Below are 21,314 nucleotides of genomic sequence, written 5' to 3' on the forward strand. Positions count from 1 at the left end.
CATCCCGGTCGACCCCGCAACCCTTGCTGCGTCTGCTTTGCAGCGCTGCGTTGTGTTGCGAGGGGGCGAATATTAAGGGACGCAGGAGCGACTGGCAAGCGATTTCGCGAAATAATTCGAAGTCCTCGCAAAAGCGGCGCACGAGGCGCAAATGTCGCGGTGGTGACAGCATCCAGCGGCGCCTCGGCGTAAGCTGAGGCCGTGGGCGTTGGCCCAACCCGAGACGCCTTCTTTATATATAGACGTCGAATGCCAAGCAGAGCAGTTGAAGGAGACAAGATGACCCGACCCGTGACGCCCGGCCTCTCCCTGGTCGCCGGCAGCACCGACATCCCCCTGTCTGATGAGACGATTCCGGCATTGCTGGCGCGCACGGTCGCCGCAAACCCGGGCGGCCCGGCGGTGGTGTTCCGCGAGCATGGTGTGCGCTGGAGCTGGGCGGAGTTCAGCGACCAGGTCGATCGCCTGGCCAGCGGCCTGCTCCGGCGCGGGATCCAGCCGGGCGACCGCGTCGGCATCTGGGCGCCGAACCGGCCCGAATGGCTGGTGACCCAGTTCGCCACCGCGCGCATCGGCGCCATCCTGGTCAATATCAATCCGGCCTACCGCCAGGCGGAGCTGGAATACGCGCTGAACAAGGCGGGCGTGCGCATGCTGATCACGGCCGCGCGTTTCAAGACCAGCGACTACCTGGCCACCCTCCAGGCGCTGGCACCGGAGCTGGCCGAAGCCGAGCCGGGTGCGCTGCGCGCCGCCCGGCTGCCCCGGCTGCAGTGGGTGATCCGCATGGGAGGCGAGGCGACGCCCGGCATGCTCAATTACGACGCACTGCTGGCCGAACCCGATACTGCGCGCCTGGACGCGGTGACCGCCACGCTCTCCGCGCTTGACGCCATCAATATCCAGTTCACCAGCGGCACCACCGGCAACCCCAAGGGCGCCACCCTGACGCATCACAACGTGGTCAACAACGGCCGCTTTGTCGCCATGGCGATGCGACTTGGCGACAGTGACGTACTGTGCATCCCGGTGCCGCTCTATCACTGCTTCGGCATGGTGCTGTCGGTGCTGGCCTGCGTCTCGGTCGGCGCCTGCATGGTGTTCCCGGGCGAGGCCTTCGATCCGCTCGCGACCATGCAGGCGGCCAGCGAGGAACGCTGCACCGCCCTGCATGGCGTGCCGACCATGTTTATCGCCCAGCTGGACCATCCGGAGTTCAGCCGCTTCGACTTCTCGACCCTGCGCACCGGCATCATGGCCGGCGCCCCCTGCCCGATCGAGGTCATGAAACGCGTGGTGGCGGACATGCATATGTCGGAGGTCACCATTGCCTATGGCATGACCGAGACCAGCCCGGTCTCGTTCCAGAGCGCCACCGACGATCCGCTGGACAAGCGCGTCGCCACCGTCGGCCGGGTGCAGCCGCACCTGGAATGCAAGGTGGTCGACGCCCTCGGCGAGGTCGTGCCGACCGGCGCCACCGGCGAGCTCTGCACCCGCGGCTATTCCGTGATGCAAGGCTACTGGGAAGACGACGAGCGCACCCGCGAGGCCATCCGCGACGGCTGGATGCACACCGGCGACCTCGCCACCATTGACGACGAGGGCTACTGCAACATCGTCGGCCGGGTCAAGGACATGCTGATCCGTGGCGGCGAGAACATCTACCCGCGCGAGATCGAGGAATTCCTGTTCCGCCATCCCAAGGTGCAGGCAGTGCAGGTCTTTGGCGTGCCTGACCAGAAGTACGGCGAGGAGGTCTGCGCCTGGATCGTGCTCAAAACCGGCCAGAGCGCCACCGAGGAAGAGATCCGGACGTTCTGCCGAGACCAGATTGCCCACTACAAGATTCCGCGCTATATCCGCTTTGTCTCGGAAATGCCGATGACTGTGACGGGCAAGGTGCAGAAGTTTGTCATGCGCGACACCATGATTCATGATCTGGGACTTTAGCCGGACGCACACGCGTCGGCGGACATGAGCGGGACCCTCCATGACCATCCGAATCGTAAGACTGGGCACGCCGCGCGCGGCCGATGAAGGCCTGCGCATCGGCACTGTGCGCCGGCCGCCGCGGGGCGTGCCCAAATCCGAGTTTGCCAGCCGCGATTTCTACGATGTCTGGTATCCCGTGCTGTCGCCATCGCCCGAGTTGGTGGCCCAGGCGCTGCAGGCCACCGATGACAAGCAATGGCGGGCGTTCGTGCGGCACTTCCGCAAGGAAATGGCCGAGCCGGACGCCAGCCGCACGCTCGACCTGCTGGCGGCGCTGTCGCACCAGACCAATTTCTCGGTAGGCTGCTACTGCGAGAACGAGGCGCACTGCCACCGCTCGATCCTGCGCGAGCTGCTGGCCGAACGCGGGGCCGTGATCGGCTGAGCTGCACGCCGTGCCGGGAATCTCCCCGGCTTCGATTTCCCCGCTTCCCGCATTCCGATGGCCCTGAACGTTGTCTGGCTCGGTTTCTTCCTGATTTCCTTTGTCGCCGCCTGCGTCCGCCTGGCCAGCGGCGATCTCACCGTGTTCCCGGCGATGCTGGCGAGCCTGTTCGACAGCGCGCGCACGGCCTTCGAGATCGCGCTCGGCCTGGCCGGGGTGATGAGCCTGTGGCTCGGCATCATGCGGGTCGGCGAGCGCGCCGGCGTGGTCGATGCCTTCGCCCGGCTGGTGAACCCGCTGCTGCGCCATTTCTTCCCCGGCGTGCCGCAGGGGCATCCGGCCCAGGGGGCGATGATGATGAACGTGTCGGCCAACCTGCTCGGGCTGGACAATGCCGCCACGCCGCTCGGCCTGAATGCCATGCGCGAGCTGCAGACGCTGAACCGGCGTCCGGACGTGGCCACCAATGCGCAGATCATGTTCATCGTGCTGAATACGGCCGGGCTGACGCTGATCCCGACCTCGGTGATCGCGATCCGGCAGGCCATTGCGGTCAAGCAGGGGCTGGTGGGTTTCAATGCGGCCGATATCTTCCTGCCGACGCTGCTGGCCACCGGCGGCTCATGCCTGGCCGGCCTGCTGGCGGTGGCGTGGGTGCAGCGGCTGAACCTGCTGCGCCCGGCCGTGCTGGTGGCGTTCGGGCTGGTCGCGGCGCTGCTGGGCGGGATGTTCGCCTGGCTGCGGCACGCGCCGCCGGAGCAGGTCGGCAGCGTGACGGCACTAGCCGGCGCCGGCTTCATCCTGTCGCTGATCACGCTGTTCCTGGTCTGCGGCGCACTGCGGCGGGTCAATGTCTATGAAGCCTTTATCGATGGTGCCAAGGAAGGCTTTGGCGTCGCCGTGCAGATCATTCCCTACCTGGTGGCGATCCTCGTAGCCATCGGCCTGTTCCGGGCCACCGGCTGCATGGACGTGCTGATGGGCTGGCTGACGCTGGGCTTTGCCCAGCTGGGCATGAATACGGACTTCGTGCCGGCGCTGCCGGTCGGGCTGATGAAGATCCTGTCCGGCGCCGGCGCGCGCGGGCTGATGGTGGATGTGATGACGACCTATGGCGTGGACTCGTTCCAGGGAAGGCTGGCGGCGATCATCCAGGGCTCGACCGAGACCACTTTCTATGTGCTGGCGGTCTACTTCGGCAGCATCAATGTGCGCAATACGCGCCACGCACTGGGTTGTGCACTGGTGGCCGATGCTGCCGGGATCATGTGTGCCGTAGGTGCCGCATATCTGTTCCGCTAGGGACATGAATGGTCGGAAACCGGATTTTGTCGCATCGATACAACACCATTGTGCGCAATGTCGGACATTGACACATGACCACTTGGTGCGTCGCAACAAACCATGTATATTGGAGTCTGTCTCCTCCACCACCTCGGTGGATTCCAACCCACGCACAACCTGCGTGGGTTTTTTTTCGCCTTCGCGCCGAAACTGTCACAACCCCTGTGTACGTTTGCGCCTGCTGGCGCAGCAATCGTGCTTGGATCCTCGCCACGGGGCTTGCTCGCGCCACCTTGGTGCGGCGACCTGATGCTGCGGCCGACAGGCCAGTTTTGTTGCAATGCAGCAAACGGTATCGTAGAGTGGTCTCACGACGGGCGCCCGACCGGGCAGGCCCGCGTGGATCCCGGCCCGCATGTTCGCCTCCGCCCTCCTTGCCCGCTATTGGCCTGACCCCGTGCTGCTCCGGCGCGGGATCATCTATGCACTGTCGTTCCTGGCCCTTGCCGGTATTGGCTGGCTGACCGGGGATGCAGGCTACCTGTGGTCGGCAACGGCCTCGATCTGGACCTGCCTGGCGGACCGGCAAGGCACGGCGTCGGCACGGCTATCCAGCCTGGGAGCGGTCGGCATTGGCGGGGCGGTAGCCAGCGCGCTGGGCGCGGCCGTCGCGCCTTCGCCCTGGCTGGCCGTACTGGTCGTGATGGCGGGAGGGCTTGCCGCAGGCCTGGCAGAGACGCGCGGCCCGGCCAGTGCGCTGGCGGCCAAGCTGCTTTATGTCGTGCTGGTGGCCGCGTGCCTGCAGCCTGCGGCCGGGCCTGAGCTCGCCGTGCAGGCCCTGCAAAGCGGGCTCGACTTCCTGCGCGGCGGCGTGTTCGCGTGCCTGGCTTGCCTGGCACTGATCCCGTCGACCCGCGACGACCGGCCACGCACCGAGATCGTGGCCGCCTACGACGCGCTGGTCCGGCTCGCCACGGCACTCGCCGACACCCGCCACGGCAATGACCTCGCCACCTGCAAGCAGGACATCCGCAACCGCATCGAGGCTGCGCGCGGGGCCATCGAGGCCCGACGCAGCCTGCACGACGCCAGCACGCTCCTGCACTATGGCTATGCCGTGGGTGTCGCCGACGCCCTGTTTGCGCTGCTGATCGTCGCGGGCGAGCTGCGCGAGCGCGCCGGCACCGCCCAGGGCTTGCCGATGCAGCCGCCGTTGCGTCATATCGCACGCTGCATCGCCGACGCCCGCGAGCAAGTTGGCCAGGCCCTGGCGCGGCACGCGCCCGACCTGCCGGCCTTGAGCGCGGCGCTGCGCCACGAACTGCGGCGCCTGACCGCGCCCGTGGCCAATGCCAGCGCCCCGCCCCCCTACCAGTCGGCACTATCCGCCCTGGCGCGCCATCCGGATTTCGACCGATGGCGCGCGAGCTTCCGCTGGCCGCGGCGCGGCATCGGGCACGGGCTGGCGCAGATGCTGCGCGGGCTGGCCGACCACGCCGCAGGCGATGCCCTGGCCACGCGCCACGCCCTGCGCCTGGCGCTGGCCGGCAGCCTCAGCCTGCTGCCGGCGCAGTGGTGGCGGCTGGACCATGGCTATTGGGTGGCGGTGACCGTGATTATGGTGCTCAGCCCCCAGTTGCAGACTACCCGGCAGGTTTCCGTGAAACGCTTTGCGGGCTCGCTGGCTGGCGCATTGTGCGCCTGTGTGATCGGCCTGCTCCATCCGGCGCCGGTGGTAGCGCTGGGCATCAGCGCGGCCTTCCTGGCCGGAGCCTATGCCAGCCGCCTTGCCGGGCAGCCCGGGGCGTTCGCGTTCTGCCTGACACCGGCCGTGATCCTGTTCTCATGGGTGGGCGCGCCGGCCGTCGACAGCAGCCACTTTGCCGCGCTGCGCGGCATCGATACCGCGCTGGGCTGCCTGATCGCGCTGGCCACGTACTATGTGCTGGCACCGCGCGTGGAGATGTCGCGCGTGTTCCGCCATGCCGTCGACGCGGTGGCGGTCAACGCGGTCTACCTGCGAGCCGCTTTCGCGGCCAGCCGCGTGGCTGAGGCCACGACGCCGCTTGCCGTGCCGCGGCTGGAAGCCTTGCGCATTGCCGCCGGACGGGCTTCCACCCGCGCCGAACTCACGCTGGCACAGACCGCCGGCGCGCTGGCGCCGGACTATGCCGGGGCCTACCAGCGCGTGCATGCGAGCGCGCGCCGCATGGCCGCGCTGGCCGGCGTGGTGCGAGCCGGGGTAGAGTCGGGCGTTTTCACGCTTCCCGCCGGCGCTGAAGTGCGCGCGCTCCTGACGCAGCTGGAAGCCCAACTGGCCGAGCTGGCGATGCGGCCGGGCCTGGCAGACACTGCCGGCGACACCGAGCGCCCTGCGCTGCTACCCGCTGCCGCGCTCGACGCCTTCCTGGCGGAACAGGCCGACTACGCCGCCGCGCATATCGCCGCCGCCCATGCCGCGGTGGCGGACCTGCGCACGCTGGGCGCGGCCGCGCGCAAGCCGCCGGTGCGCCGGCGGGCGCACAGCAGCTGAGCGGCGTCAAGAAAGAAGCTTGCCGGCCCGGCCAGCGTACTGGCCGGGCTTTACGGAACGCGGCAATGGCCTATATTGATCTAATACGCCCGCCGCCAGCACGAGGCACGCCATGTCCGACATCACGTTCCCTCGCAGCCTCCCGACCTACTGCGCAGCCAGCCTCACGCTGTCCTGCCCCGCCACGGTCAACGGCAGTCCCACCCTGTATTCCGTCACCGCCGAGGCCCTCGAGGCCCATTTCGGCGCGCGTTCGCCGCGCGAGGAAGACCTGGTCGCAGCCTTCACCAGCAACCGCCAGCGCATCGAGCGCCTGGCCGAAAGCCTGTTCGAGCTGACCGAGGCGCGCGAGATCGTGCTGCGCAGCGGCCATTTCCGCTTCTCCGGCTGAGTCCCGTCGCGTGCCCTGGCGTCCCCCGATCGGGGGCATGATTTCAGTCGGCCGTTCAGTCAGCCTTCGCCTCGCCGCGCACCAGCAGCACCGGCGTGGTGGACTGGCGTATCACCGCCTCGGCCACGCTGCCCAGCATCAGACGGCGCACGCCGCGGCGTCCGTGCGTGCCGATCACCAGCAGGTCGGCGCCCCATTGGCGCGCGGCCTCGTTGATCGAGGCCCCCATGTCGCCTGGCACCGGCGCTTCGGTCACCAGCCGGGTTTCATGCGCCACGCCGGCCGCGGCCAGCCGCTGCGAGGCGGCCTGCAGCGCGCGCTGCCCGCTTTCCTCGAACGCCTTCTGTAGCTGGCTCGGATCGTAGTACCCGGCATCGAACATGGGCGTGCCGGTGTCCACGACATAGAGCGCCAGCACGGTGGCGCCGCCCGGGGCCGCCACGCGTATGGCTTCGCCCAGCGCCAGGTCGGACGTGCTGCTGCCGTCCACCGCCACCACGATCTTGCTGTATGCCGCGCTAGTCATAGGAATTGCCTCCGTTGGAAAGGGATGGCGGCGGTAACGCCGCCTGGCTTCGATACTACACGTGCGGCAGCCGCCACGAGGCGAGCGGGATCAAGCCACGGCCACGGTAGCGGGCTTTCCCTTAAATTGACCGACCGGTCGGCATATATATAATAGGGCCAGCACTGCCCGCGATCCGAGCGGCATCCCGTCAGAGGAGACACCATGTACACGCAGAGTCTTGACCTGCCCGGCCAGCACGCCGATACGGCACCGGCCAGCGCGCCCCAGGACGAAGCCGCCCGCCAGGCCGCGTTCGACGCCTGCATGGCCGCCGACGGCAAGATCGAGCCGCAGGACTGGATGCCGCAGGCCTACCGCAAGACCCTGGTGCGCCAGATCTCGCAGCATGCGCACTCGGAGATCGTCGGCATGCTGCCGGAGGGCAACTGGATCAGCCGGGCCCCGTCGCTCAAGCGCAAGGCCATCCTGCTAGCCAAGGTGCAGGATGAAGGCGGCCATGGGCTCTACCTGTATTCCGCCGCCGAGACGCTCGACGCCTCGCGCGATGACCTGGTCGACGCGCTGCACAGCGGCAAGGCCAAGTATTCGTCGATCTTCAACTACCCGACGCTGACCTGGGCCGACGTGGGCGTGATCGGCTGGCTGGTCGACGGCGCGGCGATCATGAACCAGATCCCGCTGTGCCGCTGCTCGTACGGCCCGTATGCGCGCGCCATGATCCGCATCTGCAAGGAAGAGTCGTTCCACCAGCGCCAGGGCTTCGACGCGCTGCTGGCGATGATGCGCGGCACCGAGGCCCAGCGCGAGATGGTGCAGGACGCGGTCGACCGCTGGTGGTTCCCGGTGCTGATGATGTTCGGCCCGCCCGACGCGGCCTCGACCAACAGCGCCCAGACCATGGCCTGGGGCATCAAGCGCATCTCCAACGACGACCTGCGCCAGAAGTTTGTCGATGCCACGGTCGAGCAGGCCCGCGTGCTGGGCGTGACCCTGCCCGACCCCGGCCTGCAATGGAATGCCGAGCGCGCCCACTATGACTACAGCCCGCTGGACTGGGATGAGTTCTGGCGTGTGATCAACGGCGACGGCCCCTGCAACAAGGAGCGCCTGGCCACCCGCGTGAAAGCGCACGAGGACGGCGCCTGGGTGCGCGAGGCCGCGCTGGCGCACGCCGCCAAGGTGGCCGAACGCGAAGCCCGCGCCAGCCGCGCCGCGGCCTGAACACCGCACCCGAGGACGGAGACAAACGATGCAACGCAAGGAATGGCCGCTGTGGGAAGTGTTCGTACGCAGCAAGCAAGGCCTGGAACACAAGCATTGCGGCAGCCTGCACGCCGCCGACGCGCAGCAGGCGCTGCACATGGCGCGCGACGTCTATACGCGGCGCCAGGAAGGCGTGTCGATCTGGGTGGTGCCGTCAGCGTCCATCACCGCCAGCGTGCCCGAGGAAAAGCCGGAGCTGTTCGACCCGATGGCCGACAAGATCTACCGGCATCCGACGTTCTACCAGCTGCCCGACGAAGTCAACCACATGTAAGGCCCGCACCATGACTGCGTCCCCACAGCCGACCGCGCCCGCCTCGCTCGACCACCTGCCGCCGGCACGCACCGCGGGCTTGCGCTACGTGCTGCGCCTGGCCGACAACGCTCTGGTCCTGGGCCAGCGCAACGCCGAATGGTGTGGCCACGGCCCGGTGCTGGAAGAAGACATCGCACTGGCCAACATCAGCCTGGACCTGATCGGCCAGGCGCGGCTGCTGTACGGCCGCGCCGGCGAACTGGAAGGCGAGCTGACCGGCCTGCCCCGCCATGAGGACGACTACGCCTACTGGCGCGCCGAGCGCGACTTCCGCAACTGGACGCTGCTGGAGCTGCCGCACCGCGGCCCGCTGGCCGGCAACGCCGCCGCCGAGCGCGACTACGCCGTCACCATCATGCGCAACTTCCTGTACAGCGCGCTGATGGTCGAGCTGTGGGAAGCATTGCTGGCCAGCCGCGCCGACCAGCTGGGCGCGATCGCCGCCAAGTCGGTCAAGGAAGCGCGCTACCACCTGCACCACGCGGCTGGCTGGGTAGTGCGCCTGGGCGACGGCACCGAGGCATCGCACGCGCGCATGCAGCGCGCGCTGGAGCACCTGCTGCCCTATATGAACGAGTGCTTTGCCGAGGACGCGGTCGAAACCGAGGCCGCCGCGCAGGGCATCGGCGTGGTCACGGCCACGCTGCGCCCGGCCTGGAACGCCACCGTCGCCGAGACGCTGCAGGCCGCCACGCTGGACTTGCCCCAGGCCACGAGCTTTGTCTCGACCGGCAAGCACGGCGTGCACTCCGAACACATGAGCTACCTGCTGGGCGAGATGCAGGGGCTGGCGCGGGCCCATCCGGGCGCGCAGTGGTAAGCGCACGCTTCGGCGTAAAGGGTTGACCAACATGAATATCGCCGCCATCCCCCTGCGCAACGACCGCGCCACCGATGGCCGCATCGCGCGTGCATGGGCGGCGCTGGAGGCGGTGCCGGACCCGGAGATCCCGGTGGTGTCGATCCGCGACCTGGGCATCCTGCGCGATGTCCTGACCGCCGCCGACGGCACGCTTGAGATCGTTATCACGCCCACCTATTCCGGCTGCCCGGCGATGTCGCAAATCGCCGAGGACATCGGCCGGGCGCTGGACGGCGCCGGGCTGGCGCCGTGGCGCATCCGCACCGTGCTGGCGCCGGCCTGGACCACCGACTGGATCACCCCGGCCGCGCGCGAGCGCCTGCGCGCCTTCGGCATAGCGCCGCCGGGCCAGTGCGGCACGCCGGCCGCGGCGCAGCCATTGCGCTTTGTGCCTCGCGCCGCCCGCGCGGGCGCGCCCGATGCCGTGGCCTGCCCGCGCTGCGGCAGCATGCATACGCAGGAAATCTCGCGCTTTGCCTCGACCGCCTGCAAGGCGCTGTACCGGTGCCTGGACTGCCGCGAGCCGTTCGACTATTTCAAACCCTACTGAGCCCCGCCGGGCCGAAGCCAGGCTGCCATGACTCCACAGTTCCATCCGCTGCGCGTGGCGCAGGTGCGCCCCGAGACCGCCGATACCATCTCGATCGCCTTCGAGGTGCCGGACACGCTGCGCGATGCCTACCGCTTCACCCAGGGCCAGTTCCTGACGCTGAAGGCGCCGGTCGACGGCAAGGATCTGCGCCGCTCCTACTCGATCTGCTCGGCCGTGCAGGACTACGACGCGCACGGCGAGCTGCGCGTGGCGGTCAAGCTGGTCGAGGACGGACTCTTTTCCACGCACCTGCATGACTCCATCGCCCCGGGCCAGGTGATCGACGTGATGACCCCCGACGGCCGCTTCCACGTGCCGCTCGATGCCGGCGCCGCGCGCCACTACGTGGCCTTTGCCGCCGGCAGCGGCATCACGCCGGTGCTGTCGCTGATCCGCACCACGCTGCAGGCCGAGCCGCACAGCCGCTTCACGCTGGTCTATGGCAACCGCAACGTCGACAGCATCATCTTCTCCGAGGCGCTGGAAGACCTGAAGAACCAGTACCTGGCGCGTTTCACGCTCTACCACGTGCTGTCGCGCCAGCCGCAGGAGGTGGACCTGCTGCATGGCCGGCTCGACCATGCCCGCGTGACCGCCTTCCTGCAGGCCCTGATCCCCGTGGAAGACATCGACGCGGCCTTTGTCTGCGGGCCGGCCTCGATGATCGACGAGGCCGAGGCGGCGCTGCGCGACGCGGGCGTCGACCCGCACCGCATCCACGCCGAGCGCTTCGGTGTGCCGCTGGCCCAGGCCAGGCGCAAGCCGGCCCCGGCACACGCCGACCATGCCGGCACCGCCGAGCTGGTGGTGGTGCTCGACGGCAAGCAGCACAGCATGCGCCTGCCGCTGGAAGACGCCGTGCTGGACACCGCGCTGGCCGCCGGCCTGGACCTGCCTTTTGCCTGCAAGAGCGGCGTCTGTTGCACCTGCCGCGCCAAGGTGCTGGAGGGCCAGGTGGACATGGAAAAGAACTACACGCTCGAGCCGTGGGAGATGGAAAAGGGCTTCGTGCTCACCTGCCAGGCGCGGGCGCTGACGCCGCGGGTGGTGGTCAGCTACGACGAACGCTGATCCGGGCACGCCGGGGCGTGCGTATTCAGACAATTGCCGACATTGGCCAGCACCGGCCGTGACTACAATGGCGGCAGGCGGCTTCGGGCTGGCGCGATGCTTGCAGGACAGTGACCGGGCGGGCGGCGATCGCGCCTGTCGCACCGCCGCCGCGGCGGTGCCAGCGAACCGTCCACCCATATACAATCACGGCCATGCAATATATCCACGTCGTCAACGGTGATGTAGCAGGCACGACCCTGCGCCAGGCCCTGGCCCAGGCTGCGCGGCCGGACCCTGTCGTGGTGCTGCGCGACGACCTGGCGGTAGGCCCGCTGGCCGACATCGACAGCACCGGTCTGATCCGCTCCGGCTTCTGGCAGCGGGTCGCCCCGCATACCGACATCGATTTCGGCGCCGAGATGCGCCAGGCGCTGGACCAGCTCCAGGGACTGCGCCAGGACAACATGGAAATGGCCATCTGGCACGGCCAGAGCGCGGCCGACCAGCTGATGCTGCGCCGGGTGGTGTTCCACCTGTACCAGGCGCCGCAGCGGATCAATGAAGTCGCCATGGACCTGCGCGAGCTGGAAATGCCCGCGCAGGGCAACCTGGCAGCGATCGGCATGTACACGCCCGCGCGGCTGGCGCGGCGCTTTTCCACCATCGCCCCGGTCTCGGTGCTGCGCCTGGGCCGCCTCGGCTACGAGTGGCAGCAGAACGTCAAGGAAAACGCCGACGTGCGGCTCTGGAAGGGCAACACGCTGGTGCCGGCGGCCTACCACACCATCGACGAGATCATCATGGAACGCGCCCCGTCCGAGTGGACGCCCGCGGCGCAGATGGTGGGCAGCGTGATGGGCGCGATCGAGGGTCTGCTGGCCAGCGACTGGTTCGTGTTCTGGCGCTGCCGCGAGCTGATCGCCATGGGCCAGCTGGTGCTGCGCGGCAATGCTGACTCGCTCGATACCTGCGAACTGCGCCGCCATCTCGGCAGCGGTGGCACCGGCGGCGAATAAACGAGAATATGGCCCGTACCAAGGCACCCGATTTCGAGGCGCAGCGCGAGCAGATCCTTGACCTGGCCGCCGCCGCCTTTGCCAACAGCAGCTACCCCAGCACCTCGATGGCCGACCTGGCCGCCGCCTGCGGCACCTCCAAGGCGCGGCTGTACCACTATTACGAGAGCAAGGAAGCGATCCTGTTCGACCTGCTGGACCGCTACACGCGCCGGCTGATGCTGCTCGTCACTGAAGTGGAGGCCGACGCCGAGCGCCACGCGCGCACCGACAAGGAAGCCTTCGGCAACCTGATCCGCGCCTTCCTGGCCGAGTACGAGACCTCGCAGACGCGCCATATCGCGCTGATCAACGACGTCAAGTTCCTGGCCGAGACCCAGCGCGACCTGATCCTGGGCCGCGAGCGCGACGTGGTCGCGGCGTTCTCGCGCCTGCTGCGCCGGGCCTACCCGGAGCGCGTCACGCGCGAGAACCAGACTGCGCTGACCATGACCATCTTCGGCATGATCAACTGGACCTTCACCTGGCTCAAGCCGGGCGGCCGGTTGTCCTATGCAGCGTTTGCCGAGATGGTGGTCGACCTGCTCGAAGGCGGCCTGCCCGGCCGGGCCGCGGCCGCGCGCTGACGCGGCGCCGGCCCGCCGCCCTGCCGCTCACATCCACTCGGCCTCTTCGCGCTGGCGCCGCTGCTCGCGGTCCTGGCGGAACATCTCTTCCAGTTCGTCGCGCGCCTGGCGCGCCAGCGAGACCAGCTTCTTCTGGTCGGTGTAGTGCGGATAGAAGCGGTCGATCGCCTGGATGTTGTGGCGCCGGAAACGCAGTGCCACGTTGCGGGCCTCGGCCGGATCGAAACCCAGCCCCTCCAGCACGCGGCGGCCCAGCATCAGCGAGCCCTCGAACATCTCGCGCTCGAACAGGTGCACGCCGCGGTCCTTGAGCTGGTAGATATGTGACACATGGCGCGCCCGGGCGTAGATCTGCAGCTCCGGAAAGCGCTGGCGCACGCGGTCGATCAGTTCCAGGCTTTCGTCCATGCCGTCGATGGCGACCACCAGGATGCGCGCGTCGGCAATGCCCGCGGCCTCCAGCAGGTCCAGCCGGGTGGCGTCGCCATAGAAGACCTTGAAGCCGTACTGGCGCAGGAACTCGATCTGGTCGGGGTCGTGGTCCAGCACCGTCACGCCCACACCCTGCGTGTACAGCAGGCGGCCGACGATCTGGCCGAAGCGCCCGAAGCCGGCGATCAGCACCGGATTGTGCTGCGGCGTGATGGCCTCGTCCGGGCGGGCCTTGCCGCTGCCCAGGCGCGGCGCCACCAGCCGGTCATAGGCCAGCAGCAGCAAGGGCGTGGCCACCATCGACAGCGCCACCACCAGCACCAGCAGGGCCTCGGTCTCGCGCGGCAGCAGGCCGGCGGTGCCGGCCACGCCGAACACCACGAAAGCGAACTCACCGCCCTGCGAGATCAGCAGCGCAAACAGCAGCCGCTGCCCGCGGGCGATGGCGAAATGCCGCGCCAGCAGCGCCAGCACCGCGGTCTTGGCAACCACGAAGGCGGCCACCAGACCCAGCACCAGCCAGGGCGAGTGTGCCAGCACGGCAAAGTCGATCGACATGCCGACAGCCATGAAGAACAGGCCCAGCAGCAGGCCCTTGAACGGCTCCAGGTCGGCCTCGAGCGCATGGCGGTATTCCGAATCGGCCAGCAGCACGCCGGCCACGAAGGTGCCCAGCGCCATCGACAAGCCCACCGCGTCCATCATCAACGCAATGCCCACCACCAGCAGCAGCGCAAACGCCGTGAACATCTCGCGCATGTCGGTGCGGGCGATAAAGCGCAGCGCCGGGCGCACCAGGTAGCGGCCCCCGACCACCACCGCACCGATCACCGCCACCGCCTTGCCCGCCGCCAGCCAGCCGGCCGCGCCCGAACCCGCGCCTGCGGCGCCCTGCGTGGCCAGCAGCGGCAACAGCGCGATCATCGGGATCGCGGCGATGTCCTGGAACAGCAGGATGCCGAAGCTGGCCGCCCCCGCCGGCGTGCCGAAGAGATTGCGCTCGGTCAGTGTCGCCAGCGCGATCGCGGTGGACGACAACGCCAGTCCCAGGCCCGCCACCAGCGCCACCTGCCACGGCGCACCCGCCAGCGCCGCCGCCGCGCCGATCACCAGCGCGCACGCAGCCAGCTGCGCGCCGCCGTAGCCAAAGATGCTCCGGCGCAGCGCCCACAGCTTGCGCGGCTCCAGCTCCAGGCCGATGACGAACATCATCAGCACCACGCCGAACTCGGAAAAATGCAGGATCGATTCGACATTGGTCACCAGGCGCAACGCAAACGGCCCGATCGCCGCCCCCGCCAGCAGGTAGCCCAGCACCGCGCCCAGGCCACTGCGCCGCGCCAGCGGCACCGCCACCACCGCCGCCACCAGGAACACCAGCAGCGCTATCAGGAAGTCGTGCTGGTTCATGCCTGCCCCCCCGCCGGCGCGGCGCCGGTGCCCAGCCGCCCGCAGACGTGGGCGATATGCTCGGCCAGTGCCTGGGCATCGGCATTGTTGGCGTCGTGCAGCACCACCGGCGGCAGCCAGCTCATGCCGCACAGCAAAGCGGTCTGTTCCAGCGGCAGCAGGAAGTCCCCGATCGGGTGGCCATGGGTGCCGTCCGGCCCGTAGGAATCGGCGGTGCCGCCGGTGCTCACCACCGCCAGCAAGGACTTGCCACGCAGCGCGGTGCCGCCGGGGCCATAGGCCCAGCCTGGCTCCAGTACCTCGTCGAGCCACAGCTTGAGCAGCGCCGGCACGCTGTACCAGCGCACCGGGAACTGCAGCACGATGGTGTCGGAGACCGACAGCACGCGCTGCTCGGCGACGACGTCGATGTCATAGTCGACATAGCTGCCGTAGAGATCGCGTACCTGTACCTGCGGCAGCGCGGCCAAGGCATCGGCCAGCGGACGGTTGACGCGCGAACGGCTGGGCGTGGGGTGCGCGTAGATCACAACGATTGGGGGCTCGGTCATCAAAGGCGATCGGCTAGGCAAGGGGAAGTCAGACGGACATGCGGGAGAACGCGGGATTGCGGCGTTGCACCAAATCCACATCCGGCACCACGCAACAATTCATCACATTTTTTCAAGCTGTTGATTTTATTCGATTTTTATTGATGCTATGGTGAGACGGCGGCCTGCTGCGATGCGGGAAGCTTACGCCGAACTGACAATTCCACTACAATACTTTTGGCGCCGCATCAAGATGGTGTTTCCCCCGAGTCTTGCGCCGAGCCAGGGAAAAGTGCCTGGCGGAACACCAACGCAGTGCTATTTTTATCTGTGACTGCACTAGGAAGGAAATAATCGTGAACCCGCTCGAACTGAGCAAGGCCGTCGGCGCACTGACCGACGAAGATCTGCGCAAGGCAGCCGAAGCCGCACAGGCCACCCACCGCGCCACCGTACTGGTGCGCGAGCTGGCGGCCCACCACCGCTCGCGCCTGCTGAAGCATTTCCTCGCCCTGGGCGAGGAGGATCGCCTGCTCCGTTTTGGCCAGTCCGTGGGCGACCACGTGATCGAAGCCTATGTCGACAGCATCGACTTCGACCATGACAGCGTGTTCGGCGTCTACGACGACAAGCTCGAACTGATCGGCGTGGGCCACTTCGCCAACCTGCGCGACAACGCCCAGGGCCGCGTGGCGGAGTTCGGCGTGTCGGTGTCGGGCAGCGCCCGCGGGCGCGGCATCGGCAGCGCGCTGTTCGAGCGTGCCGCGATCCATGGCCGCAATACCAATGTGCGCACGCTGTACATGCACTGCCTGTCGCGCAACGCAGCGATGATGCACATTGCCAAGAAGGCCGGCATGAAGGTCCAGTACGCCTACGGCGAGGCCGATGCCTACCTGGAACTGCCGCCGGCCGATACCGCCAGCCGCCTGACCGAAGCGCTGGACGAGCAGCTCGCCGACCTGGACTACGCGGTGCGCCGCAACCTGCGCGACGCGCGCCGCTTCGGGCTGCGCTTCTGGCGCACCATGGTGCCGCAGAAGCACACTGCCTGAGTCCGCTGAACTCCCCCGGGCCCGCTTGATGCGGGTTCCACGCCAACGGCGCATCGTAACGATGCGCCGTTCTTGTTTGCAGCCTCAGGTTTGCCGCATCAAGCCGCGCCGCCCACCGGCAGCGCCGTGGTGTCCTTGATGCTTTCCAGCGCAAAGCTGGAGCGCACGTCGATCACCGACGGGTGCGCCAGCAACTGCTCCTGCATGAAGCGCGCGAAGTGTTCCATGTCTTCCACGTAGACCTTGAGCAGCAGGTCCATCTCGCCGGTCATGGCGTGGCACGCGGCTACCTCCGGCCAGACCGCGATCGAGGCGCGGAACAGGTCCAGCGGAGCCTTGCCCTTGGGCGCGCCGCCATGCTTTTCCAGCCGGACATTGATATAGGCCAGCAGGCCAAGTCCGATCTTGTTGGGCTCCAGCAGCGCTGCGTACTGCCGGATCACGCCGATCTCCTCCAGCCGCCGGATGCGGCGCAGGCAGGGGCTGGGCGACAGGTTGACGCGCTCGGCCACCTCCAGGTTGGTCAACCGGCCGTTGGTCTGCAGCACTTCCAGGATCTTCCGGTCGATCTTGTCCAACTCCACCTTGCTCACGATATTGTTGCTCCGCAATATGTTTATTGGCAATTTTTTTGCGCAAATTTAGCAAGCCGTGCACAAGTACGCAATTTTTTGTGAAATTACGTCCGATTCAGGGCCGATTCTGATGAGCTGGCAGCCTTATCGGTCACTCGCGCGGCAGCCGGTCGGGCTGGGCAGACCTGTGGGGTGGCGCCACCGCAAATCGCGGCCGCGCCCCACCGGCCGGAAGCAGGCAAGGATGGTGCCAAGCCCGGCGAACAGGGAAGCGGCATTCTACGGGCGTTTGCGGGCGAGGTCAGATTCTTCCCAGTGCACGCACAAGGCGAACACGCAAAGAAAAAGCGCGCGAACCCTGAGGCTCGCGCGCTTGGTGAGACCTGGCAAGGTCCGCTGGTGCGGCCCTGCCCGGGCCGGTCAGCCGCCGCTGGTGGACGGGGCGCCCGGTGCCGCGGGCGCCGGCTGGCTGCCCGGTGCCGCCTGGCCACGCGGGCCGCGGTGCGAATGGTCGCGGTGCATCTTTTCCATGCCGGCGCGGATTTCGTCGCGGGTCAGCTTGCCATCGCGGTTGGCGTCGAGCTGGTCGAAGCGCTTGGCCAGGCGCGGCAGGCCGGCGTTGGCCTCAGCCTTGGTCAGCGCGCCGTCGCCGTTCTTGTCGGCAGTCTTGAACTTCTCGTCAAAGGCTGCCTGCATGCGCGCATGGCGCTCGGCCATGGTGGCCTTGCGGTGCGCGTCCATCTCGGCCTTGTCGATCTTGCCGTCGCGGTTGGTGTCGAGCTTGTTGAACCAGGCGTCGGCTTCCGCCTTGGAGATCGCGCCATCGCCGTCGGTATCGATTGCCTTCATCCACATGCCGCCACCGTGGTGGTGATGGTGACCCATGCCGGGCTTGGCGGCTGGCGCAGCGGATGGTGCGGGGGCGCTGGCCTGGGCAAATGCGCCACCGGCGACCAGGAGGGCGGCCGATGCGGCCAGGAACTGCTTCAGGATCTGCGGCTTGTGATTGCGTTGCATGTCTTGCTCCTTTTCATCACGTTTGGCATGTACGGATTAGAACGCAGACGATGCGGGGAAGTTGGCGCTTTTAATACGATGTTACCGGGCTCACAGAAAGGCCCGCGCGCCGTAAGGGAACGCAAGCAAGCGCGAATATTTGGCGCCCGGAATCAGTCCTTCGGCGCCAGTTGGCCTTCGCCGGCCGCCTGCGGCGCCATCGCCGGCTGGTACTGGCGCGGATCGACCGGTTGCGGCTGCGGTTGGGCGGGCTGGGCCTGTTGTGCTGGCGCCTGGCCTTGCGGCTGCTGGGCCGGTGCGGCGGGCTGGCTCACTACCGGCGCCGGGGGCGGCATCGGCGTTGCCATCGGTGCCGCGGCGCCGGCGGGCGGCGTGGGCAAGGCACCGGCCGCTGCCGGTGCGCCGCGCGCGGCACCGGCCTGCAGCGGCAGCACGATTTCCTGGCGCACGCCGCTGCGCTCGATCACCACCGCACGCTGGCGGATCTCCGCCAGCCGGATCTGCGGCGACAGCTCGGCGCCGGCGCGCACCGCCTTGGGCGGGCCGCCATCGATCGACACGATTGCCGCGCCCGCACCGCCATCCACCTCGGCCACCACGCCGATCAGCTGCACGTCGCGCGGGCCGCCCTGCGCCGAGCCGCCGAACAGCGTCGCGACCGCGCCGGTCTCGACCGCCTCGGTCTGGGCCACGCGCGCGCTCTGCGGCACCGGGATGGTACGCATCGCGCTGAAGGCCAGCACCCAGTGGGTGGCGAGCGCACACAGCGCGATAAACAGCACCAGGCTGGCCAGGCGCGGCAGCCAGGGCGCGGAGGCATCGAAACGGAGCGAAGGCCGGAGGGACAGTTGCATGGGATCGGGACCCTGGATGCCCACAGGGCGGGCAATGGCGCGTGAGCGCGGACGCGCCAAGCCTACCAGAGCCCCATGACACTGTCTGCCGTGCCGGTGCCGCGCCGCCGACCCTTAGAGCAGGTCGTCGAGCAGGTCCGGCCCGAACACCTCGCGCTCGATATGCGCCACCGGCACGCCTGCGCTGACCAGCGCATGGCGCTGCGCCTGCATGAAGCCGAGCGGTCCGCACAGGTAAAAGCTGCCGTCGACAAAGCGCTGCAGGTCAGGCTGGCGCAGCAGTTCGGCCACCGGCATGGTGCCGGCGTGGTCGTAGTCGCGACCGGCGACATCGCCCGCTTGCGGGGTTTCATAGCTGATGTGCGTGGCCAGCTGCGGCAGGCGCTCGCGCGCCCATTGCAGGTCGGCGCGATGGGCGTGATGGCGGCCGTCGCGCGCGGCATGGGCAAACAGCACCTGGCGCTGCGAGCGCTGCGAGCGCTGCGCGGCCAGCGTGCGCAGCACCGACAGCATCGGCGTGATGCCGATGCCGGCCGACAGCAGCACCAGCGGACGGCGGCCGTCGAGCGCCGGCGTGAACTCGCCGAACGGCGCGCTCACCTTGAGTTCAGTGCCCTCCTGGGCATTGGCGTGCAGCCAGTTGGACACGGCGCCGGCCGGGGTGCTGCGGTCACCCGCCTCGCGCTTGACCGAGATGCGCCAGGTCGGCAGCCCGCTTTCGGCCGACAGCGAATACTGGCGCAGCTGGCGCTGGCCATCGTCCAGGCGCGCCTCGACGCTGATGTACTGGCCTGGGCGGAACGCACGCAGCGGCTGGCCGTCGGCGGCAGCCAGAGTCAGCGCCACCACCTGGTCGCCCTGCGCCTCGCGCCGCACCACGCGCACCGGCGTCAGCTCGCCGGCGGCCACGCCGGTGCGCTGGTACAGGCGCGCCTCGGCGGCGATCAGCTCGCCGGCCAGCAACCAGTAGGCCTCGTCCCAGGCGGCCAGCAGCGGCGGCGTGGCGGCCTCGCCCAGCACCGCGGAGATGGCGCCCAGCAGGTGGCGGCCGACGATCGGGTAGTGCGAAGGCGTCAGGCCTACGGCCGCATGCTTGTGGACGATGCGCTCGAGCACCGGCCCAAGCGCCGCCGCGTTATCGATATTGGCCGCATAGGCGAACACGGCCGAAGCCAGCGACTGCTGCTGGCTGCCGTTGGCCTGGTTGCCCATGTTGAAAATCTGCGTCAGCTCGGGCCGGTCCGCGAACATCTCGCGGTAGAAATGCGTGGTGATGGCCAGGCCGTGCTCGCGCAGCACGGGGACGCTTGCATCGATATAGGGGCGGGAAGCGGCGGACAGCATCAGGAAACACTCCGTTCTAAATCATGCAAATTAAATGCATGTTTTTGCTCAAAATAAAACCGGCTCTCGCCGGCCCGCGCGGACAGGATCCGCTCAGGCCGAACGCCGGTTCAGGAAATCGCGATGCAGGCGGATGATCGACTCGGCCGTCTGGCTGCCGGTGACATCGGCCAGCGTGACGTCGTCTAGGGCAACGTAGAAAGCCTGCTCGGCCACGTCCAGCGCGCGCTTCAGGCGGCAGTTGCCGTTCAGCGCACAGGGCGGGTTGTCGCAGTCGATCACCGCCTTGTGCCCTTCCAGCTCGCGCAGGATGGTGCCGATGGTCAGCCGCTCCGCGCCGGGCCCCAGCTGCAGGCCGCCGTGGCGGCCGCGCGTGGCGCTGATCCAGCCCAGCTTCGACAGCCGCGCCGCCACCTTGACGAGGTGGTTGTGCGAGATGCCGAACTGCTGCCCCACCTCGGCAATGGTGATCGGCCGGCTGCCGTCGCCACGGGCGACGTACATCAGCAGGCGCAACGCATAGTCGGAAAAGCGGGTCAGTTGCATCGTGACGCCATCTTAAAAAAGATGCATCCAGGATGCAAGTTATTTGGCTGCCGAATGCACGTTCCCAGGAGCTGTGATCCGGATCAGACTTTGCCGAGGTGCCGAAGGGGCCGCCCATAAAACAGTCATGTGGCGCCGGTTATACTGACTGGCGAACCCGGCCCGCCGCCTCCTCACTGGTGCGGGCCCAGCCATTCAAGCCAAGAGGTCCACCGACGATGCGCAGATTCACTCCCCAGATTGCCAGCCCCGCCCGTTCCGTGCGTGCCCGCCGTGCGCGCGGCTTCACCCTGATCGAGATCATGGTCGTGATCGTGATCCTTGGCGTGCTGGCGGCGCTGGTGGTGCCCAAGATCATGAGCCGTCCGGACGAGGCCCGCATCGTGGCCGCGCGCCAGGACATCTCGTCGGTCATGCAGGCGCTCAAGCTGTATCGCCTGGACAACAGCCGCTACCCCACCACCGAACAGGGCCTGGCCGCGCTGGTGGCCAAGCCCACCACCGAGCCCGTGCCCAACAACTGGAAGGGCGGCGGCTACCTGGAAAAGCTGCCCAAGGATCCCTGGGGCCATCCGTACCAGTACCTGAACCCGGGCGTGCGCGGCGAGATCGACGTGTTCAGCTTCGGCGCCGACGGCCAGGCCGGCGGCAACGGCAACGACGCCGACATCGGCAACTGGGAATAAGCGCAGCCCCGCCGCCGCCC

The 21,314-nt window shown here is 68.2% G+C and carries 22 protein-coding genes; 14 read left to right on the forward strand and 8 right to left on the reverse strand.

The genetic code is table 11. The features are described from left to right. The first annotated feature begins 279 nt into the window (after window positions 1–279). The 5 genes from AC3WON_RS18495 to AC3WON_RS18515 all read left to right on the forward strand — a co-directional run bounded on the left by AC3WON_RS18495 (window position 280) and on the right by AC3WON_RS18515 (window position 6,588). The gene (locus AC3WON_RS18495; RefSeq protein WP_492321655.1) at window positions 280–1,953 is read left to right on the forward strand and encodes an AMP-binding protein; all 1,674 of its coding nucleotides are present in this window, start codon (window positions 280–282) and stop codon (window positions 1,951–1,953) included. Between the two features lie 40 nt (window positions 1,954–1,993). Beyond that, a complete protein-coding gene (locus AC3WON_RS18500) occupies window positions 1,994–2,380 on the forward strand; it encodes a DUF488 domain-containing protein (RefSeq protein ID WP_340522989.1) in 387 nt (128 codons plus the stop codon). Between the two features lie 57 nt (window positions 2,381–2,437). Beyond that, window positions 2,438–3,682, forward strand: coding sequence for a nucleoside recognition domain-containing protein (locus tag AC3WON_RS18505; protein WP_492352453.1), 1,245 nt, complete (start codon window positions 2,438–2,440; stop codon window positions 3,680–3,682). 397 nt (window positions 3,683–4,079) lie between these two features. After that, window positions 4,080–6,197 (forward strand): FUSC family protein, encoded by a 2,118-nt coding sequence (locus AC3WON_RS18510; RefSeq protein ID WP_492352454.1) that lies wholly within the window; start codon window positions 4,080–4,082, stop codon window positions 6,195–6,197. Between the two features lie 112 nt (window positions 6,198–6,309). Next, window positions 6,310–6,588, forward strand: coding sequence for a DUF1488 family protein (locus AC3WON_RS18515; RefSeq protein WP_492321658.1), 279 nt, complete (start codon window positions 6,310–6,312; stop codon window positions 6,586–6,588). A gap of 55 nt (window positions 6,589–6,643) precedes the next feature. Here the strand turns inward: AC3WON_RS18515 and AC3WON_RS18520 are convergent, their stop codons facing one another. Beyond that, entirely contained in the window at window positions 6,644–7,114 is a 471-nt protein-coding gene (locus tag AC3WON_RS18520) for a universal stress protein (RefSeq protein WP_492352455.1), read from the reverse strand. Window positions 7,115–7,318: 204 nt separating this feature from the next. Here AC3WON_RS18520 and paaA point away from each other — a divergent pair, with 204 nt between their 5' ends. The 7 genes from paaA (at window position 7,319) to AC3WON_RS18555 (ending at window position 12,845) form a co-directional block, all read left to right on the forward strand. Beyond that, on the forward strand, window positions 7,319–8,338 hold the full coding sequence (gene paaA / locus AC3WON_RS18525; protein WP_010813470.1) for a 1,2-phenylacetyl-CoA epoxidase subunit PaaA: 1,020 nt from the start codon (window positions 7,319–7,321) through the stop codon (window positions 8,336–8,338). Between the two features lie 28 nt (window positions 8,339–8,366). Further along, window positions 8,367–8,654, forward strand: a complete 288-nt coding sequence (gene paaB / locus AC3WON_RS18530) for a 1,2-phenylacetyl-CoA epoxidase subunit PaaB (protein ID WP_010813469.1) — start codon at window positions 8,367–8,369, stop codon at window positions 8,652–8,654. Between the two features lie 10 nt (window positions 8,655–8,664). Continuing rightward, window positions 8,665–9,516, forward strand: a complete 852-nt coding sequence (gene paaC, locus AC3WON_RS18535; protein WP_492321660.1) for a 1,2-phenylacetyl-CoA epoxidase subunit PaaC — start codon at window positions 8,665–8,667, stop codon at window positions 9,514–9,516. 31 nt (window positions 9,517–9,547) lie between these two features. After that, complete coding sequence (paaD, locus tag AC3WON_RS18540) at window positions 9,548–10,108, forward strand: 1,2-phenylacetyl-CoA epoxidase subunit PaaD (RefSeq protein WP_492352456.1); 561 nt, start codon at window positions 9,548–9,550, stop codon at window positions 10,106–10,108. A 27-nt stretch (window positions 10,109–10,135) separates the two neighbouring features. After that, window positions 10,136–11,221 carry a 1,2-phenylacetyl-CoA epoxidase subunit PaaE gene (gene paaE, locus AC3WON_RS18545; protein WP_492352457.1) on the forward strand — a complete coding sequence of 362 codons (1,086 nt, stop codon included), beginning with the start codon at window positions 10,136–10,138 and terminating at the stop codon, window positions 11,219–11,221. A gap of 194 nt (window positions 11,222–11,415) precedes the next feature. Continuing rightward, complete coding sequence (locus AC3WON_RS18550) at window positions 11,416–12,219, forward strand: DUF1835 domain-containing protein (protein WP_492352458.1); 804 nt, start codon at window positions 11,416–11,418, stop codon at window positions 12,217–12,219. An 8-nt stretch (window positions 12,220–12,227) separates the two neighbouring features. After that, window positions 12,228–12,845, forward strand: a complete 618-nt coding sequence (locus tag AC3WON_RS18555; RefSeq protein WP_013958276.1) for a TetR/AcrR family transcriptional regulator — start codon at window positions 12,228–12,230, stop codon at window positions 12,843–12,845. A gap of 27 nt (window positions 12,846–12,872) precedes the next feature. Here AC3WON_RS18555 and kefC read toward each other — a convergent pair whose 3' ends face one another. Then, on the reverse strand, window positions 12,873–14,687 hold the full coding sequence (kefC, locus tag AC3WON_RS18560; protein WP_492321663.1) for a glutathione-regulated potassium-efflux system protein KefC: 1,815 nt from the start codon (window positions 14,685–14,687) through the stop codon (window positions 12,873–12,875). Further along, complete coding sequence (kefF, locus tag AC3WON_RS18565; protein ID WP_492321664.1) at window positions 14,684–15,238, reverse strand: glutathione-regulated potassium-efflux system oxidoreductase KefF; 555 nt, start codon at window positions 15,236–15,238, stop codon at window positions 14,684–14,686. Before kefF ends, kefC begins: the two co-directional genes overlap by 4 nt. Before the next feature lie 335 nt (window positions 15,239–15,573). Here kefF and AC3WON_RS18570 point away from each other — a divergent pair, with 335 nt between their 5' ends. Beyond that, window positions 15,574–16,272, forward strand: a complete 699-nt coding sequence (locus AC3WON_RS18570) for a GNAT family N-acetyltransferase (RefSeq protein ID WP_010813461.1) — start codon at window positions 15,574–15,576, stop codon at window positions 16,270–16,272. 98 nt (window positions 16,273–16,370) lie between these two features. On the opposite strand, the gene AC3WON_RS18575 is transcribed toward AC3WON_RS18570, so the two are convergent. From AC3WON_RS18575 to AC3WON_RS18595, 5 genes are all read right to left on the reverse strand, one after another. After that, window positions 16,371–16,865: an Lrp/AsnC family transcriptional regulator gene (locus tag AC3WON_RS18575; RefSeq protein ID WP_010813460.1), complete on the reverse strand. Its 495-nt coding sequence runs from the start codon at window positions 16,863–16,865 to the stop codon at window positions 16,371–16,373. A gap of 402 nt (window positions 16,866–17,267) precedes the next feature. Then, complete coding sequence (locus AC3WON_RS18580; RefSeq protein WP_492352459.1) at window positions 17,268–17,864, reverse strand: EF-hand domain-containing protein; 597 nt, start codon at window positions 17,862–17,864, stop codon at window positions 17,268–17,270. A 152-nt stretch (window positions 17,865–18,016) separates the two neighbouring features. Beyond that, window positions 18,017–18,718 carry a type II secretion system protein N gene (locus AC3WON_RS18585; protein ID WP_492352460.1) on the reverse strand — a complete coding sequence of 234 codons (702 nt, stop codon included), beginning with the start codon at window positions 18,716–18,718 and terminating at the stop codon, window positions 18,017–18,019. A gap of 114 nt (window positions 18,719–18,832) precedes the next feature. Then, window positions 18,833–20,062, reverse strand: a complete 1,230-nt coding sequence (locus AC3WON_RS18590) for a globin domain-containing protein (RefSeq protein ID WP_492352461.1) — start codon at window positions 20,060–20,062, stop codon at window positions 18,833–18,835. A 93-nt stretch (window positions 20,063–20,155) separates the two neighbouring features. Then, window positions 20,156–20,608 carry an RrF2 family transcriptional regulator gene (locus AC3WON_RS18595; protein WP_492321668.1) on the reverse strand — a complete coding sequence of 151 codons (453 nt, stop codon included), beginning with the start codon at window positions 20,606–20,608 and terminating at the stop codon, window positions 20,156–20,158. Between the two features lie 218 nt (window positions 20,609–20,826). Here AC3WON_RS18595 and gspG point away from each other — a divergent pair, with 218 nt between their 5' ends. After that, complete coding sequence (gene gspG, locus AC3WON_RS18600; protein ID WP_010813455.1) at window positions 20,827–21,294, forward strand: type II secretion system major pseudopilin GspG; 468 nt, start codon at window positions 20,827–20,829, stop codon at window positions 21,292–21,294. The last annotated feature ends 20 nt before the right edge of the window (window positions 21,295–21,314 follow it).

This window comes from Cupriavidus sp. FW305-46, assembly GCF_058787075.1.

Coding starts and splice junctions, on each gene's coding strand:
- paaD (WP_492352456.1), top strand. CDS start 9,548: ATGAATATCGCCGCCATCCCCCTGCGCAACGACCGCGCCACCGATGGC.
- kefF (WP_492321664.1), bottom strand. CDS start 15,238: ATGACCGAGCCCCCAATCGTTGTGATCTACGCGCACCCCACGCCCAGC.
- paaB (WP_010813469.1), top strand. CDS start 8,367: ATGCAACGCAAGGAATGGCCGCTGTGGGAAGTGTTCGTACGCAGCAAG.
- paaC (WP_492321660.1), top strand. CDS start 8,665: ATGACTGCGTCCCCACAGCCGACCGCGCCCGCCTCGCTCGACCACCTG.
- kefC (WP_492321663.1), bottom strand. CDS start 14,687: ATGAACCAGCACGACTTCCTGATAGCGCTGCTGGTGTTCCTGGTGGCG.
- AC3WON_RS18585 (WP_492352460.1), bottom strand. CDS start 18,718: ATGCAACTGTCCCTCCGGCCTTCGCTCCGTTTCGATGCCTCCGCGCCC.
- AC3WON_RS18590 (WP_492352461.1), bottom strand. CDS start 20,062: ATGCTGTCCGCCGCTTCCCGCCCCTATATCGATGCAAGCGTCCCCGTG.
- paaA (WP_010813470.1), top strand. CDS start 7,319: ATGTACACGCAGAGTCTTGACCTGCCCGGCCAGCACGCCGATACGGCA.
- AC3WON_RS18520 (WP_492352455.1), bottom strand. CDS start 7,114: ATGACTAGCGCGGCATACAGCAAGATCGTGGTGGCGGTGGACGGCAGC.
- AC3WON_RS18510 (WP_492352454.1), top strand. CDS start 4,080: ATGTTCGCCTCCGCCCTCCTTGCCCGCTATTGGCCTGACCCCGTGCTG.
- AC3WON_RS18555 (WP_013958276.1), top strand. CDS start 12,228: ATGGCCCGTACCAAGGCACCCGATTTCGAGGCGCAGCGCGAGCAGATC.
- AC3WON_RS18495 (WP_492321655.1), top strand. CDS start 280: ATGACCCGACCCGTGACGCCCGGCCTCTCCCTGGTCGCCGGCAGCACC.
- AC3WON_RS18595 (WP_492321668.1), bottom strand. CDS start 20,608: ATGCAACTGACCCGCTTTTCCGACTATGCGTTGCGCCTGCTGATGTAC.
- AC3WON_RS18505 (WP_492352453.1), top strand. CDS start 2,438: ATGGCCCTGAACGTTGTCTGGCTCGGTTTCTTCCTGATTTCCTTTGTC.
- gspG (WP_010813455.1), top strand. CDS start 20,827: ATGCGCAGATTCACTCCCCAGATTGCCAGCCCCGCCCGTTCCGTGCGT.
- AC3WON_RS18580 (WP_492352459.1), bottom strand. CDS start 17,864: ATGCAACGCAATCACAAGCCGCAGATCCTGAAGCAGTTCCTGGCCGCA.
- paaE (WP_492352457.1), top strand. CDS start 10,136: ATGACTCCACAGTTCCATCCGCTGCGCGTGGCGCAGGTGCGCCCCGAG.
- AC3WON_RS18515 (WP_492321658.1), top strand. CDS start 6,310: ATGTCCGACATCACGTTCCCTCGCAGCCTCCCGACCTACTGCGCAGCC.
- AC3WON_RS18500 (WP_340522989.1), top strand. CDS start 1,994: ATGACCATCCGAATCGTAAGACTGGGCACGCCGCGCGCGGCCGATGAA.
- AC3WON_RS18550 (WP_492352458.1), top strand. CDS start 11,416: ATGCAATATATCCACGTCGTCAACGGTGATGTAGCAGGCACGACCCTG.